The organism is Singulisphaera photorubra (genome assembly GCF_045290345.1).
Classification (GTDB): Bacteria; Planctomycetota; Planctomycetia; order Isosphaerales; family Isosphaeraceae; genus Singulisphaera.
The window spans coordinates 10,558,272-10,572,202 of record NZ_CP155447.1 but is presented as its reverse complement, the minus strand read 5'-3'; the positions used below and the strand labels follow the sequence as shown (position 1 = coordinate 10,572,202).

General features: G+C 64.1%; 16 protein-coding genes. 4 read left to right on the top strand and 12 right to left on the bottom strand.

Features of this window, described 5'->3' with window-relative positions; all coding sequences use genetic code 11:
- Window positions 1–77: 77 nt before the first annotated feature.
- From V5E97_RS39490 to V5E97_RS39480, 3 genes are read right to left on the bottom strand one after another with little or no spacing between them, the layout of a single operon-like run.
- Window positions 78–680, bottom strand: a complete 603-nt coding sequence (locus V5E97_RS39490) for an amino acid kinase family protein (protein ID WP_406697040.1) — start codon at window positions 678–680, stop codon at window positions 78–80.
- Complete coding sequence (locus V5E97_RS39485) at window positions 677–1,735, bottom strand: hydantoinase/oxoprolinase family protein (RefSeq protein ID WP_406697039.1); 1,059 nt, start codon at window positions 1,733–1,735, stop codon at window positions 677–679. The genes V5E97_RS39490 and V5E97_RS39485 overlap by 4 nt, the downstream gene beginning before the upstream one ends.
- Entirely contained in the window at window positions 1,728–2,633 is a 906-nt protein-coding gene (locus V5E97_RS39480; RefSeq protein WP_406697038.1) for an ATP-grasp domain-containing protein, read from the bottom strand. The genes V5E97_RS39485 and V5E97_RS39480 overlap by 8 nt, the downstream gene beginning before the upstream one ends.
- Here V5E97_RS39480 and V5E97_RS39475 point away from each other — a divergent pair.
- The 4 genes from V5E97_RS39475 (at window position 2,632) to V5E97_RS39460 (ending at window position 5,068) form a co-directional block, all read left to right on the top strand.
- Entirely contained in the window at window positions 2,632–2,760 is a 129-nt protein-coding gene (locus V5E97_RS39475; protein ID WP_406697037.1) for a hypothetical protein, read from the top strand. The genes V5E97_RS39480 and V5E97_RS39475 overlap by 2 nt on opposite strands.
- 39 nt (window positions 2,761–2,799) lie before the next feature.
- Window positions 2,800–3,561, top strand: a complete 762-nt coding sequence (locus V5E97_RS39470; RefSeq protein ID WP_406697036.1) for a HisA/HisF-related TIM barrel protein — start codon at window positions 2,800–2,802, stop codon at window positions 3,559–3,561.
- A 143-nt stretch (window positions 3,562–3,704) separates the two neighbouring features.
- Entirely contained in the window at window positions 3,705–4,544 is an 840-nt protein-coding gene (locus V5E97_RS39465) for an RNA polymerase sigma factor (RefSeq protein ID WP_406697035.1), read from the top strand.
- On the top strand, window positions 4,541–5,068 hold the full coding sequence (locus V5E97_RS39460) for a hypothetical protein (RefSeq protein ID WP_406697033.1): 528 nt from the start codon (window positions 4,541–4,543) through the stop codon (window positions 5,066–5,068). The genes V5E97_RS39465 and V5E97_RS39460 overlap by 4 nt, the downstream gene beginning before the upstream one ends.
- A 283-nt stretch (window positions 5,069–5,351) precedes the next feature.
- Here V5E97_RS39460 and V5E97_RS39455 read toward each other — a convergent pair whose 3' ends face one another.
- The 9 genes from V5E97_RS39455 to V5E97_RS39415 all read right to left on the bottom strand — a co-directional run bounded on the left by V5E97_RS39455 (window position 5,352) and on the right by V5E97_RS39415 (window position 13,919).
- Window positions 5,352–5,843: a 6-pyruvoyl trahydropterin synthase family protein gene (locus tag V5E97_RS39455; protein ID WP_406697032.1), complete on the bottom strand. Its 492-nt coding sequence runs from the start codon at window positions 5,841–5,843 to the stop codon at window positions 5,352–5,354.
- A gap of 47 nt (window positions 5,844–5,890) precedes the next feature.
- Window positions 5,891–6,787, bottom strand: coding sequence for a triphosphoribosyl-dephospho-CoA synthase (locus V5E97_RS39450; RefSeq protein ID WP_406697031.1), 897 nt, complete (start codon window positions 6,785–6,787; stop codon window positions 5,891–5,893).
- Complete coding sequence (locus V5E97_RS39445; RefSeq protein ID WP_406697030.1) at window positions 6,784–7,692, bottom strand: ATP-grasp domain-containing protein; 909 nt, start codon at window positions 7,690–7,692, stop codon at window positions 6,784–6,786. Before V5E97_RS39445 ends, V5E97_RS39450 begins: the two co-directional genes overlap by 4 nt.
- Complete coding sequence (gene mch / locus V5E97_RS39440) at window positions 7,689–8,633, bottom strand: methenyltetrahydromethanopterin cyclohydrolase (RefSeq protein WP_406701291.1); 945 nt, start codon at window positions 8,631–8,633, stop codon at window positions 7,689–7,691. Before mch ends, V5E97_RS39445 begins: the two co-directional genes overlap by 4 nt.
- A 2-nt stretch (window positions 8,634–8,635) precedes the next feature.
- Window positions 8,636–9,487 carry a formylmethanofuran dehydrogenase subunit C gene (locus tag V5E97_RS39435; RefSeq protein ID WP_406697029.1) on the bottom strand — a complete coding sequence of 284 codons (852 nt, stop codon included), beginning with the start codon at window positions 9,485–9,487 and terminating at the stop codon, window positions 8,636–8,638.
- Window positions 9,488–9,824: 337 nt separating this feature from the next.
- The gene (locus V5E97_RS39430) at window positions 9,825–10,178 is read right to left on the bottom strand and encodes an SdpI family protein (protein WP_406697028.1); all 354 of its coding nucleotides are present in this window, start codon (window positions 10,176–10,178) and stop codon (window positions 9,825–9,827) included.
- A gap of 140 nt (window positions 10,179–10,318) precedes the next feature.
- A complete protein-coding gene (locus V5E97_RS39425) occupies window positions 10,319–11,275 on the bottom strand; it encodes an SPFH domain-containing protein (RefSeq protein ID WP_406697027.1) in 957 nt (318 codons plus the stop codon).
- 98 nt (window positions 11,276–11,373) lie between these two features.
- On the bottom strand, window positions 11,374–12,273 hold the full coding sequence (fhcD, locus tag V5E97_RS39420) for a formylmethanofuran--tetrahydromethanopterin N-formyltransferase (protein ID WP_406697026.1): 900 nt from the start codon (window positions 12,271–12,273) through the stop codon (window positions 11,374–11,376).
- On the bottom strand, window positions 12,270–13,919 hold the full coding sequence (locus V5E97_RS39415) for a formylmethanofuran dehydrogenase subunit A (protein WP_406697025.1): 1,650 nt from the start codon (window positions 13,917–13,919) through the stop codon (window positions 12,270–12,272). The genes fhcD and V5E97_RS39415 overlap by 4 nt, the downstream gene beginning before the upstream one ends.
- Between the last annotated feature and the right edge of the window lie 12 nt (window positions 13,920–13,931).

The following is a 13,931-nucleotide window of genomic DNA, read 5'->3' as shown; positions in this document are numbered from 1 at the left end:
ATCTCATCCTCGCCCGGCCGCGCTCTGGATTCTCTTACGAGGAGGTCCCGTTCGTCAAGGTGATGAGTCGACGTCGATCAAAGCGGCAGCGGGATCGGGATCGGAAGCGAGTCGCGGAGGTTGAGATAAGTGACCCGGACGAGCCCACGCGCCGAGTTGGGGAAGAGGGGGTCGACGAGGCCAAGTTGCGCCGCCAGCGGGCGGTCAACCTTAGGAGGAAGGCTCGCGCTTTTCAAGAGGACCAGCTCCGGGCTGTTGAGGGCGTCCGCGAGCCGGGCCGCGATTGAGTCGGAGGTCGCCTCCCAGGTGTGTGGAATCGGGTCGGACGACAGGGCATCGACCTCGTCGAGAAAGCGTCGCGGGGCGAGGATCGGGACCCTCGACGCGGCCCAGACGGTCTCGAACGCCTCGATCCGGTCAGTCACGGCCAGGTTCGGTACGATCGCGGCGAGCAGATGCGCGGTCAGGTCGAGCGAGCGAAGCGCGAGGGCGTGCGAACGCTCCTGGCCGAGCGTGTGAGTGTGGTCGAGGGTGCGAACGACGTCGGTGACGGCCCCGCCGCCGACGACGATCACGAGCCGTTCGGCATGTCGGGTCCGCAGATATCGTTCGAGCGTCGTTGCCAGCTCGGGCCAGTCGAGCAGGCTGCCGCCGACCTTGATGACGACGGGCCGGCTCACGCCACGCCCGCCTGGTTCATCACGCCATTGCCGAGTTGTTCCTGGGCAAGCACCAGGAGGGCATAGGCGCAGCCGGAGCTCGATGCGATCGGTCCCCAGGCCTGGTCGAGGCTGACAATCGGGCCGCCGGGTTTGATGACGCGACGAGCCAGCCTTTGGGCCACAAACCCTCCTGAACCCGAGACGACCGCGGCCTCGGGGCGGCCGACTGTCGCGAGGCAGGCCCGTTCGACGGCGGCCGCGAGCCGGCTCAACAGGCATTCGTCGGCGGCCCAGGCGAAGGCTTCGGCGTCCTCGTACGAGAAGCTGTCGCGGTCGGCCCCAATCATCCTCGCCAATCGATCCCGGGCGGCATCGGCCGTGGACGGCCGCCCATCCGCGGTCGAGTGATCCTTGGGGTCGGGGGCGACCTCGCGCAAGGTCAGGTAGACGTCGAGCGTCGAGGCAAAGAACTCTGCCGCGAGGCCGGTGGGTACGCCTCGAAACGGAATCTCGGTTGCCAGAGCGCAGAGAGGCGTGCGGCGCACCCCGGCATACACCAGTTCGCCAGTCTGCAACCGCTCCGTGTCGCTCAGTCCTCGAGCGGCGGCCCGACCGTTCTGCAACGGGATCAGGTCGGTGGTCGTCGTTCCGATGTCGATCAAGATCCCAGGGCGATCCGGGATGAGTCGAGCCGCGACGTTGGCTAGTGCCAGCCAGTTGGCCGCCGCGGCCAGGAGCGGTTGTTGACGAATGCCCTCGACGTCGTGAAAGGTCCCGTCCGTTCCCCAGACATGAACCGGCCGCTCGCGGAACGCCTCAAGGGTTGCGTCAAGCACGGCATTGACGCCGACCGCCTTGGTGGGATAACAGTCGCAAAGCTCGGCTGTCATCGTGAGCGCGACCCGGCCGCTGGGCGGAAAAGTGGCGGCCAGTCTTGCAAGAATATCGTCGAGCTCATCAGGACGCTTCCAGAGTTCGAACGGTAGGGTTCGCGCCTGCCCTGACTCATGCGCAGCCTTGATGTTCGCCCCACCAATATCCAATGCGATCCACGATCCGTTCGATTTACCCACGGCTGGCCTCCCTCTTACCCATACGATCAATAGTGCCATCCGTGTCAAAGGTCACGGGATTTTGCGCCCGGACGATTTCATCCAGTGGCCAGTCCGCCTGCACGTGAGCTTCCTTTACCGTGTCGATCCAGGTCTGTGCGAGGAGACCCGGGGGCAAAAGCTGCGCCAAGCCCACGTATGAGGTGGTTGGCCGGGGATTGATTTCGAGGATCGTGACTGTTCCTTGCTCCAGGTCGCGGAGGAAATCGACTCCAATCAGGCCACGGAGCCCCGGGATCGACTCGACCGCCTGTGCCAGGACCGGCGCGGGAGAGGTCTCGAGATCGGGCAAAACTCCCCCTCGATAGACAAATCTTCCTTCCTGGATCTCGATCCGCTGTCGGCCGATCCCGATCAGCCGCGCTTTGTTGTCGGAGCCGATGAGAAAGGTCGCGCTGGAGGGGATTCCCGGGAGGAACGGTTGGAGCAGCGCCTCGGGAAGCGCCTTCGCATCGTCGGGGACCAGCGAGGGGCCCGGAATCCAAAAGGTATCGACCGAGCCGGCACCATCGATCGGCTTGAGGACCGCGGGATAAGGGACGTCTTCGGGAAGCGGAAGCGAGGGAACGACTCGACGAGATGCGGGCGTCCTGAACCCGCGTTCGCCGAGAAAGACGGCCAACCTGAGCTTGTCGCCAGTGAGATCGATGGCCTCGGGTGTCGACCCGAGCGAGCGGCCTCCTCGGAGCGTCAGGGTCCGGCTACAATCGGCCAGGGTCCCCGCGGTTTCGGGGGCAATGAGCACCGTCCAGTCGGCCTGGGCTGAATGCCGGGCCCATTCATCGCTTTCTTGCTCGCTCCCGATGCGGAGGGTCGTCCAGGGGCCGGGCTCGTCGGGGAGCCGGGCATCGAGAGTCATGCGCACGCGAACACCGGGTATGCTGGCGAAGTCGGCCGCGATGGCCCTGCGCATCGCGCTTCCCTCGGTAGCCCAGGACGCCGGCAAGCTTGTCCTGGCCATCCCGCCGCCGGTCACCCACTCGTGAACCAAGACCGTTATGTACTTCAAAGGAGCCGTCACGCCCATGCCCTTGCGGGTGATTCCCGTCCTCGACGTCAAGGAAGGCCGTGCCGTCCACGCCGTTGCTGGCGATCGTGCTCATTATCGGCCGCTTGTGAGTGTGTTGCACTCAAACTCCGACCCCGTTGCCCTGGCCCGTGCCTTGCAGGTTCAACTCGGGTTCAGCGAAGTGTACCTCGCCGATCTCGACGCGATCGCCGGAACCGGACTAAATTTACCCATTTATCGTGGCCTGGCGGAACTCGGCCTCTCCGCCTGGGTCGATGCGGGCGTTCGTGACGTATCCTCCCTCGCCCCCCTGCTCGATGCCGGAATCCCCACCATCCTCGTGGGGTTGGAGACGGTGCGCGGACCGGAGGCACTCCGAGCGATCGTCGAGACGGTCGATCCGCAACGGATCGTCCTCAGCCTCGATCTTCACGATGGGTCGCCGCTCATCGCGGACCAGGCGAATTGGAATTTGAAGGAGCCGGAGGCGATTGCGGAAAAGGCGCTGGGCCTGGGAGTGCAAAGGCTCTTGCTTCTGGACCTGGCTCGAGTCGGCCTTGGCCAAGGAATCGGGACCGAGCAACTCCTTCGACGACTCGCCCTGGCCAGGCCCGACGTGGAGATTACGGTCGGGGGCGGGATCTCGAGTGTTGGCGAGCTTCGCACCTTGGCCGATGCCGGCGCCTCGGCGGTACTGGTGGGGTCGGCATTGCACGATGGGCGCATTGGGAATGAGGAACTGACGCACATATTTTCTCGAAGCTGCCCCCCGGATTGACTCCTCCTGGGACCGCGGTGCCCCAGAGTCGCCACGAGGGGGCGTGAGGCTCACTCGAATTTGCACATAAAGTTGAAGCAGTGCCCTACCCGAGCGGTCACTACACTCTGGAAGTCGAATCGGCTCGGAGCGAGGAGACTACGGTGGGAACATCAGACGTCGCGCTGGGCGAGCTCACGACCTTGTTCCAGTTCGGGACGGTTGGAGACGTCGACGACAACCAGCTGCTGGACCGATTCCTCTCCAGCCGGGACAGTGGGGCCGAGGCGGCGTTCGCTGCCCTCGTGGAGCGACATGGCCCGATGGTCTTGGGGATCTGCCGACGCCGGCTGGGCGATCCGCATGACGCTCAGGATGCCTTTCAAACGACCTTCCTCGTCCTGGTCAAGCGGGCGCACTCGATCCGGAACCAGAAATCCGTGGCGAGCTGGCTGTTCGGAGTGGCCTGCCGGGTCACGGCCCGGGCCAAGCGGGACGAGGCACGCCGCATCGCCAAAGAACGGCACGCCGCGAAAATGCTCGAGGCACTCAAGCCGGTGGACGGCCCCCTCGAATCGTGGTCCGAACTCTACGAGGAGGTCGAACGGCTACCGGACAAGTACCGCCTGCCGATCGTCCTTCACTATTTTGAGCATATGAGCTATGAGCAGGTGGCGAAGCGGGTCGACTGCCCGCTTCGGACGGTGCAGACTCGCCTGGCTCGCGGCCGGGAACGGCTTCGGAGCCGGTTGAGGCGTCGGGGCTTGGAGACCTCGGCCGGGCTGCTTGTCGCGGCTCAAACCAAGGATGTATGCTCGCTGGAATTTTCCAAGGCGTTGGCCTGGAAGTTGGCTCGGGACGCGAGTCGATTCGCGTCCGAGTCGTTGTCCCCCCTCGTGTCGGCAAAGGTTGCCTCCTGGACCTCTGGAGTCTTGCGAACCATGATCATGACCAAGCTCGTCTCTGCGTCGGTCGTTGCCATGGCGATCGGAGGGTTGGAGTGAGTGTAGCGGTGCTCGCACAGCAAGGAACGAGTGCCCAGCCGGCCGGTGATCGACCTTTGGTGGAATCCTCACCCAAACCGGCCCGCAACGACGCCGATCAGGTCGCTCCCGCTCCGGACTTGGGCCGAGACATGGCCATTCATCAGATGCTTGATCTGTCAATTAGCGCGAAGTTTGATGGGAGTCCGCTTGAAGACCTCTTGAAATACCTCAAGGCGGCATCAACCGGGACGAATGATAACGGACTCCCGATCTATGTCGAACCGACCGGCCTTGCGGACATGGGCCAAACCGCGACTTCGCCGGTGACCGTCGATGTCGAAGGGGTCAAGATTCGTTCCGTGCTCGAGAGGGCACTCCGACCTCTCGGTCTTTCGTTCACCGTTAAGGACGGTTTGTTGGTCATTGATTCGAGGACGGCGATTGCGCTCTCTCACCTGGAAAATCGCCTGAATTCCTTCGAGACGAAGCTCGATCGCATTCTGAAGGCAGTCGAGCGAGGCGAGAAGTCACCGCGACGGTGACTTTCTCATGCCTTGGCCGGAGCGACCGCGTGAAGCGGGACGGTCTCCCTCGTGGAAAGCTTCGCCGAACCCGCGTTCCCCTACTTCCTCGCGACCGGCCGTGGCGTCATCGTTGGATCAATGGTTCCGTAGGGTGGGCACGGCCCACCATCTTAACCTCTGCTTCGGCAAGGAGATAGGGATGGTGGGCCGTGCCCCCCCCCCCCTACGGGAGAATCTGGTCATAGCCTCTGGTTGATCAGAAGTCGTTTGTGAGTTTATGATTAACTAGGCGGGGCTTTATTTACCTTTGCCACTCGACCTCGGCCGATTGGCCGAAGCTCTCTTCGACCTCGACTCGCATGACGCGAGGCAACGCGAGTCCGCGTGTGGTCAAGGCTTCGCGGAGGCGGCCGGCGATGTAGTTGGCCAGGAGCTCGGCCGTGGTGTTGGCGATGGGCAAGAGGGCGCACTCGTTACGAGGGAAGCTCCAGTACCGCTCCTGGTAGCGGACTCGCCAGTTGGGGCCCTCCTCTTCGAGGAGAATCTGGGTGCTCTCCGTGGGCAAGAGCATGCGGTGGTCGAGCTCGTCGGTGATGGCGCGGGTCAAGTCTTTGAGGGCGATGAAGTCGAAGACGTAGTGGTTCTGATCGAGGTCGTCTTCCACTTCGACGGCCACGCGGTAGTTATGGCCGTGGATCCGCTCGCACTGGTTGCCGAGGTAGGTGATGAAGTGCCCCGAGCAGAAGACCAGGTAATCTTTGCTGACGCGGACCTTGTAGCGGGAATCGGACACGACCGTGGAACTCCCTTTTTTTTCTTTTTTTGCTGCGTTCAAAGGACTCAATCAACCGACCATGCCGCGGCCCCGACGGGCCTCGGTAGCTTGATTGTCCCATCTCGAAGAGTGGCGAACAAGGCGGCCGCTATCAGGTCGGCGGTCGCCCCAGGGTTCCGCGAGTGCCCCTCCTCGCGGAGCCAGCCGTCGAATGCCTCACAGAGCGACCGGCTGGACTTTGAGTCGGGCCATCCGGCGTCGAGGACTTCGGCCGCGCGCTCAGCGGCCTGGCGGGCTTCGACGCTTCCTCGCTTGCGGGCGATCAGGCTGTCGGGCCGGTTCGCTAGAACCGTCAGATAGGCCGCGACGATGGACGTCTCGAGCGGACGCGCTTCGGCCAGGGCCGACCGCAACGCCGGTAGGGCAAGGTCGAACATGTCCGCGAACTGATTTGCATACTGGGCGGCCACCAGATCGCGGTCGGCCGCCAGCCGCATGGCCTCGACCAGGGGGACGCTTGGCTCATCGGCCACGTCCTGGTCCGGGGCCGAGCCGAGCCCGCCGGGCCGGGCGCGGCGGATCGCTCGATAGACGAGCCGGGTGTCGTGGATCGTGGTCGACTCGAGGACGTTGGGCAACCCATCCCGGAGCGACTGATCCTCGGGAACAGCGGCCAGGGGGGCGAAGAGGAGAATCATCCCGAGGTTGGTGTTGGTCGCCACGACCCGGCAGGTTGCCTCCACGGCTTCGAGCACCGCGGCACCGACGCCGATCTGTCGGGTCCGATCGAGGGGAGCGGCGATCACGGAGGCGCTGAGGAGGAAATCCACGAAATTGGCGTCGGCGAATCCTCGCCCTGGGTAGACGTTCCCCGGCTTCCGCGCGGAGACTTCCAGCAGGCAGGCGATCTGCGCGAGTTGTCCCGGGCTGAGCAGCGAGGCGTTCGAGGGGCTGGAGCTCATCGGCGGGCGTCTCTCAAATGGAGGAGGATTTCCGAGGCGACGTCGACGCCCGTTGCCCCGGCCAGCGCGCGCCAGCCGGGCACGGCGTTGACCTCGAGGACGAGCAGGCGGCCGCGATCGAGATCGGGCAGCAAGTCGATCCCGGCCATCTCGGTGCCGACGGCCTTGGCCGCGCTGAGGGCGAGCCGCTCGGCTTCCGGCTCGAGCGAGCAGAGCTCGGGGCGACCGCCGAGCGAGACGTTGGTCCGCCAGTCGGAACCGGCGGCGTGGCGGCGGATCGCGCCCAGGACTCGGCCACCGAGGACGAACGCACGAAGGTCGTAGCCGGGATGGCGAATCGCCCGTTGAACGTAGATGACGGCTCCGAGCCGTTCCAGCGTGTGGAAGGTCCGCCGGGCCAGTTCGAGGTCGGAGACCCGGACCAGGCCGCGTCCTTCCGACCCGAAGAGCGGCTTGACCACGACGTCGCCGCCGAGTCGCTCGAAGGCCGTGAGTGCTTCGACCGCCGATTCGCCCGTCCAGGTCGGTGGGACGGGAAGACCGGCGGCGTCGAGCCGGGCCAGCGCGAGGTACTTGTCGACCGCCACCTCGACAGCGCGAGGCGGGTTGAGGACGGGAACTCCCAGGGCTTCAAGACGGTGGAGCGCATCCATCCGGAAGACGACTTGTTCGAGGGTCCCCGGGGGCATCATTCGCACGAGCACCCCGTCGACCTGGTCGAGCTCAATTCCACCCGCCGCCACGCGCGCTCGCGCCTCGCCCACGTGACCGACGACGCGGGGGAATGAAACGGCGTTCAGCCTGAAGTTCAGCGCCTCGGCCGCCCGGCGGAGATCCTGAACGTGCCAGCCGAAGCCGGACACAAGCGCGACCAGATTCGGCGAAGCAGGGCTGAAGGTACTCACGAGAAGAACGAAGACGCCATGACGTCGGTCGCGACCTGGCCGAAGACGTGAACCCGACCGGTCTCGAGGTTCTGGAAGACGACCTCGGCCGGGCTGAACAGGTGAGGATCGACCGCGTAGAAGTCGTTGTTGTACTTGGCGAAGATCGCCGCGAACGGCTCGCCGTGGTCGTGGGAGGAGGATGAAGGGACCTTTGGCCCGATCGCTTCAATGCTGGCGTCGTCCCCTCTGACGTACAGGACCACGCGTGCGCCGTAGAGGATCGCGTCGTTGGTTCGGCCGATCGCGGCCAGGTCGTTGGCCGCGACCGGCGGCAGCGGGGCTGATCCACTGGCCGACTCGATCCGGCGCAAGTTGAAACCAAGCTCGGCGAGCTTGTGCAGGGCGGTCTCGACCGAGCGTGCAACGATCTGCACCCCGCCGGCGAGACTCGCCGTGGGCGCGATGAGAAGCGTCACGCCGGTCGGGGAGACCTGGCAAGCGGCGGCGATCTTGGCGATCACCGCGGGGGTCGGTTTCTTGCGGCCCTCGAGGACGCCGACCACCGACCGGGCCGACTCGCGGCCAGAAATCTTCGCGAAGATCGGCTCGTCCCCCTTCGCCGCGCGCATCGGGCCCGAGCCCATCGCGAAGAACTTCTCCTCGCTGATCGCCCAACCGGCGTACTGGCTCGCCAGGCAGGCGCGGACAGGATGGTCGGTGACCACCTGCACCACGGGACAAGCCCTCCCCGCCACGTCTCCCGGCACGATCGTGATCTCGGCCAGGTTGGCCATACAGACTCGGGCCAGGTCGAGACCGGCCAGCAGGCCGCCGGGAACATCGATTCCACAGTCGATGAACCGTCCCCCCCGCTCGATCGCTTGAGCGGCGACCTTCCGCTCCTCGGCGCGTGCGAGAAGCTTCTCAACCACCCTGAGCGATCGTTCATTGAGATTCATCATCAGACTCCCGGCCGAGCCAAAGCCCGTGACGGCTCGACCCAGATTTCTCCCTGGCCACGCTCGGCCAAATCCCCATTGTACCGTTCGAGCGGACCCGAGAAAGCGGTGTCCGGTACCGGGAACCCCCACGTCCGCAACTGGCGGAGATAGACGCTCAGGAACGGCGGCCGCGACCTCCCGCTCGGGGCGAACGTCGGCAAGAGCCGCCGCTCACTCACGTCCTCACCTGCGAAGAACGCCAGGGTGCCTCGCTTCATCCCTGCCCCTGGAAAGCCGCCAACCGGCCCGAACGCGAAGATCGATCCCGCGATCATTCCCCGGCCCAGTCCTTCGCCCGCCGATCCCGTAACAGCGATCAATCCGCGACGCATCGCCAGCCCTGCGTCGTCGCCGATTGTCCCCTCCACCAGGATGATCCCATCTCTCATGCCCAGGCGGCTTCCAGGATAAGCGGAACCGAGTGATCGGCCAGCCCCCCCACGGATTCGCAAGACTCCGCCTCGCATCTCGGCACCGGCCCAATCGCCGACATGTCCGTCGACGTCGATCCGACCCCCTGTCATCTCGGCCCCGAGCTCGGCCCCCACGTCACCCCGGATGGTGAGCGTCCCCGTGCTCATCCCTTCGCCAAGCCGATCGACCTGACGGAGGTCCCCTTCGAGCGTGAGATGCCCGTCCTCGGCGCTTCCTTCGATCTCGAACAACTCACCGAGCTCGACTTCGGAGTTACCGAGACTCACTTTGCGCCGACGAACCTCCGCGGCCGACATCGAACTCAACGTTTCGGGTGCGAGTCCTTCGGCCTCGACGGTGAGACTCGTCGTTGCTCGCCATCGCAAGTTCAAAGCCATCCGCCGATTCTCCCACCCCAGTGCGTTTATGTCGGGCGGGCACGGCCCACCCACGTCGTCTTCTTTCGTTTCCGGTCGGATGGACGGGGCCCACCAGCGATCTCTTTTCGCTTCAATAAAGCAGGGAACTGACTCGCTCCGTCCCCTGCTCGCTCAAGCCGATTCCATGGTGGGTCGTGCTCATTTTGCGAATGATGAAAATATCAACGAGCCGCGACTGGGCGAGAATCTTGCTGGATTTTTGGCCCGTGCGACTGCGAATAACCTGTTGCGGAAACCGCAAGAATCATCGGTTCTTTCGCTCTTTTGCGGATCGTTGAAAAGTATGTGATTCGTATTAGTGTGATAAACGATTGAGGTGTCGAAAACTCAAGGCCAAACCCACGATCAGGCCAATCAATGTGATCATCAGACAAGCGACGGCATAAACCACGGGATCGATGCCGGGTACGAAGTACAGGGCGAGTGCCGAGAGGCCCGTGCCGATGCCGAACCAGAATAAACAGCGGCCCGCGTATTCGTTGGCATCGTACCAGACCTCAGGATGCTCCAAGGTTTTGCGGACGCGAAAGCCGTACAATGTGTTGGGTGCGATACGGCGGCGAATCAAGGGACGGGCGATGGCCGTCACGAGTAGGCCTGCCGCCAAGTATGTGGTCAGAATGAACGTCATGAAGCCTGTGCCCAGCATAATCCCCTGCCTTCCCATCTCCAAAAAAAAGATGAGGATGGACCGACTCTATCGACGTCAAGAGCGGGATCGATTGCCCGATGGATCCGGAGGAAGATCGACCCCTCGCAAGGCGAGGGGCGGTCAGGATTGTGCCATGCTCAGTGCGCGGGTTTAGCCCCATGGGGCCGGTCGTTCTGAGCTTGCGGTTCGCGACCGACGACATCGGCCGTGATCATCGCGGTGCGCATCTGCGAGGTCAGGTCGGTGAGTGTCCCCGGGGAATGCGGGATCAGGATGGTGTTGGAAACCGAAGTTGCGCCGATTTCCTTGAGCGTGTCGAAGTACTGGGTCATGAGGACGAGGTTCATGACATCCTGGGCGGTGGTCCCCGAAACGCTCCGCTGGAACTCGTCGACCGACTCGCGGAGCCCGTCCACGATCGCTCGTCGCTGGTCGGCGATCCCCTTGCCCTGGAGCGCCTTGCTTTGGGCTTCGGCCTCGGCGGCCTTCACTTTGAGGATCCGGTCGGCTTCTCCCTTCTCGGTCGCCGCGATTCGCATGCGCTGGGCGGCGTTGATCGCATTCATCGCTTCTTTGACCGTGTGGTCGGGTTCGATGTCGGTCACGAGTGCTTTGACGATTCCGTAGCCGAAGTCGTACATGACGTGGGAGAGTTCGTTCTTGACCGCATCGGCGATCTCGTCCTTCTTCTCGAACAGGTCGTCGAGCTTGATCCGAGGAACGCGAGCGCGAGTGACGTCGAAGACGAACGCGGTGATTTGCTGGTTGGCGTTGGCCAGCCGATAGTAAGCGTCGTAGACCTTCTCGGGAAGGACGTGGTACTGAACGGCGACGATCACGTGGACGAAGACGTTATCCTCGGTCTTGGTCTCAACCTTCACATCGAGTTGCTGAACGCGGAGGTTGAGCCGCCCGGCGATGGTCTCGATCAAGGGAATCCGAAAGTTCAGGCCCGGATGCGCCACGCGGGCAAACTTGCCGAATCGCTGGACGATGACCGCTGTTTGCTGGTTCACGGTGAACAGCGGGCCGAACATCAGAAAGATGATGCCCAACACGACCAGGGACACGAGAAGAACCACGATACCTTCCATTGCCAACCTCATTTTTTAGCTGGGAAAGCGAATAAATCTGATGCAGACGCTATTCGCCTTCATCCTAACGATATTGCAGCGATTTGAAGACTTGCCTCTCAATAACGGGTTAAAACGTCGGGCAAGCGGATATGGAATGGCCCGAGTTTGCCCCCGTAGTTGCCCGCGGTGATCTCGACGATTCGCGGGACGGCCCCCGCGCGAATTCCAAGGGCCGTGGCACGTTCGACCGACTCGAGGGTCAGCCCGTCGATGACGATCTCGTAGACGCACTGAACTTCGGGAGGAAGGACCGAATCGACCAGCCCGCGAAGCCCTGGCGAGAACGCCGTGTTGGTGCTCGCCCGGAGCTTCTTGTATTTGCTTCCCACCTTCGAACCCGAGCGGGCGATGCCCCCTGGAAAGGGAAGAATCACGTCGGGGCAGGCGCGCATCGCGACGACGGCCGCCTCGGTCGCGGCCAGCGTTTCCGCCGGGTCGATCCCGAGCAAGATGATGTTGCCGCCGGCCACCCCTTTGGTTGTGCCGAAGACCTCCTCGCAGGTGAAGTCGCCGTCCATCACCGGGATCCGCCAGTACCGCCTGCCGTCGAGCCGCTTGGAGATTTGCCAGCCATCGCCGAAGTAGCGGAGTCGGCCGCCGACGTTGATCGTTTTCTCGCCGAGGGGGAGACCGTTGTAGCAGGCGGTCGTCGGGCAGGTCATCACGCACTGGCCAACCCGGTTGATCATCGCCTTTTCGAGGGCGTCGCGACTGAAGGCGAACACGAGCACGCTGACCCCTGGTCGTCCGTCCGGAGTCTCCTCCGGAGTCAGCACGCGCTCGATCGCGGCCTCGGCATCGCAGGCGATCACGCTTGTCGCGTAGCCGCTCATTGTCCGCCCGGCGATCTCGGCCCAGGTCGGCGAGTCGGCGGTGATGATCGCACGCGCGGCCGTCATCGGGAAGGCCTCGGCGAACGTGTCGGCAATGGCCACGCCGTTGATTGCGAGCGTCATGACGAGCCCCCTGGGATCGCGCCGTCGAGGTCGTCGTCACTCACCGGGAAATTCGCGAACTGAATCGAGTAATCACGTGAGAACCATTCCTCGATTTCGGAAATCGCTTCGGGGTCGAAGCCGGGCTTGCTGAACCGGACCTGGCCGCTTGGGGCGAGCCGCAGGTCGCCATCATCGAGGACCACTTCGCCGTGCTTGATCAGGTAGCGAGGGAGCGAGAACATGCGTTCCTTATCGTCGTCGGGAGCATAGATCGCCACGTCGCCATCCGCGCCTGGGCCGAGGTGTCCTTTGTGGGCGAGGCCGAGCATTCGCGCGGGGGCCGCGCGGGTGATGATCGCGATCTCGGACAACGAATATTCGCGGGAGAGGTCGCCCAGTCCCGACCGGGCGCGGACTCGGTCGGGCAGGCTGGCGAGCATGTCCGCGCGATGGCCCCGATCCATCAAGAGGGCGATGATCTGCGGGTAGGCCAGAAACGACCCTCCGTTGGGGTGGTCGGTGCTCATTGCCACCCGCCACGGGTCGTCGACGCGCAGATACCACTCGAGGCCGATCGCCCACTGGAGCGCGTGCACGAAGTTCTTATTTTCATAAGTAATTGGAACGACCCCGCACCCGGTCTCCATCTCGACGTCGTGACTCAGCCATTTCCGGCCCGTGACCGCGTGGAGGAACTGGCCGACCGCCCCGTCGGCCGTCATGCTCGTCGTGTCGCCGAAGAGGACCTGGCCGACATCCACCGAGAGGCCGGGATGGGTGTTGATGTATTCAGCCAGGGCCGGGACCTGGGAGTCGAACGCCCTCGTGTCGTCGGGCGAGCCGCCATAGCTGTGAAACTGAATATGAGCCAGGTGGGCCCGGTGGCCGTCGAGGGCCTTAAACGTGTCGAGCGTCGTCGTCCAGTTGCCGGGAAGCCCGAGATTCGGGGTGTGCAAATGCATGGGATGCGGGAGCCCGAGTTCGTCGACGACGCGGGCCAGCTCGACCAAGATCTGCCGGGGAGTGACCTCGAAGTGGGGGATGACCTGGTCGAGCGACGTCACATTTCCGCGCCCTTCTTTCCAGTTCTCGACCCCCCCTGGGTTGACCACCTTGACCCCGTAGCCCCGGGTGGCGTTCAAGAGCCAGGCGACGTAGTCGCGGAGCCGCGCGTGTTCGCCCGCACGAATCCGGTCCATCACCGCGTGGTTGTTTCCCATCAGGACAAGGATCGCCTTGTCGATGATCGGGGTGTCACGAAGCTCGTGGTGCGCGTGTCGCGCTCCTAAAGGAGGGATCGCGGCGTCGACGGCCGTCGTGTAGCCGAGCCCTGCATAGCGGTATCCGGTGGTGAACGTGCTGGGCACGCTCCCGAGCGTTCCCGACCGCAGGCCGTTCTGGCGCGGAGCCTCCTGCCCTCGCTTCTCCTCGGGGCGAAGCATCCGCGCGGCGTTGACCTTCGAGCCGGCGATATGGCAATGGACGTCCACGCCGCCTGGCATGACGACGTAGCCCCGCGCGTCGATCGTACGGTCGGCCTTGGCGTCGGGGTCGGCGGGGGCCTCGACCATCTGCCCGTTGGTGATCCAGAGGTCACGGACCTCGTCGTCGACTCCGTTGGCCGGATCGACCACTCGTCCACCTGCGATCCGAAGCGTTGTCATGCGCGGAAGACC

Excerpts from the sequence above, each read along its gene's own strand:
- V5E97_RS39475 (WP_406697037.1), top strand. The coding sequence starts at position 2,632 with ATGCGCACGCGAACACCGGGTATGCTGGCGAAGTCGGCCGCGATGGCC.
- V5E97_RS39480 (WP_406697038.1), bottom strand. The coding sequence starts at position 2,633 with ATGACTCTCGATGCCCGGCTCCCCGACGAGCCCGGCCCCTGGACGACC.
- V5E97_RS39470 (WP_406697036.1), top strand. The coding sequence starts at position 2,800 with ATGCCCTTGCGGGTGATTCCCGTCCTCGACGTCAAGGAAGGCCGTGCC.
- V5E97_RS39450 (WP_406697031.1), bottom strand. The coding sequence starts at position 6,787 with ATGAGCTCCAGCCCCTCGAACGCCTCGCTGCTCAGCCCGGGACAACTC.
- mch (WP_406701291.1), bottom strand. The coding sequence starts at position 8,633 with ATGAATCTCAATGAACGATCGCTCAGGGTGGTTGAGAAGCTTCTCGCA.
- V5E97_RS39435 (WP_406697029.1), bottom strand. The coding sequence starts at position 9,487 with ATGGCTTTGAACTTGCGATGGCGAGCAACGACGAGTCTCACCGTCGAG.
- V5E97_RS39430 (WP_406697028.1), bottom strand. The coding sequence starts at position 10,178 with ATGCTGGGCACAGGCTTCATGACGTTCATTCTGACCACATACTTGGCG.
- V5E97_RS39425 (WP_406697027.1), bottom strand. The coding sequence starts at position 11,275 with ATGGAAGGTATCGTGGTTCTTCTCGTGTCCCTGGTCGTGTTGGGCATC.
- fhcD (WP_406697026.1), bottom strand. The coding sequence starts at position 12,273 with ATGACGCTCGCAATCAACGGCGTGGCCATTGCCGACACGTTCGCCGAG.
- V5E97_RS39415 (WP_406697025.1), bottom strand. The coding sequence starts at position 13,919 with ATGACAACGCTTCGGATCGCAGGTGGACGAGTGGTCGATCCGGCCAAC.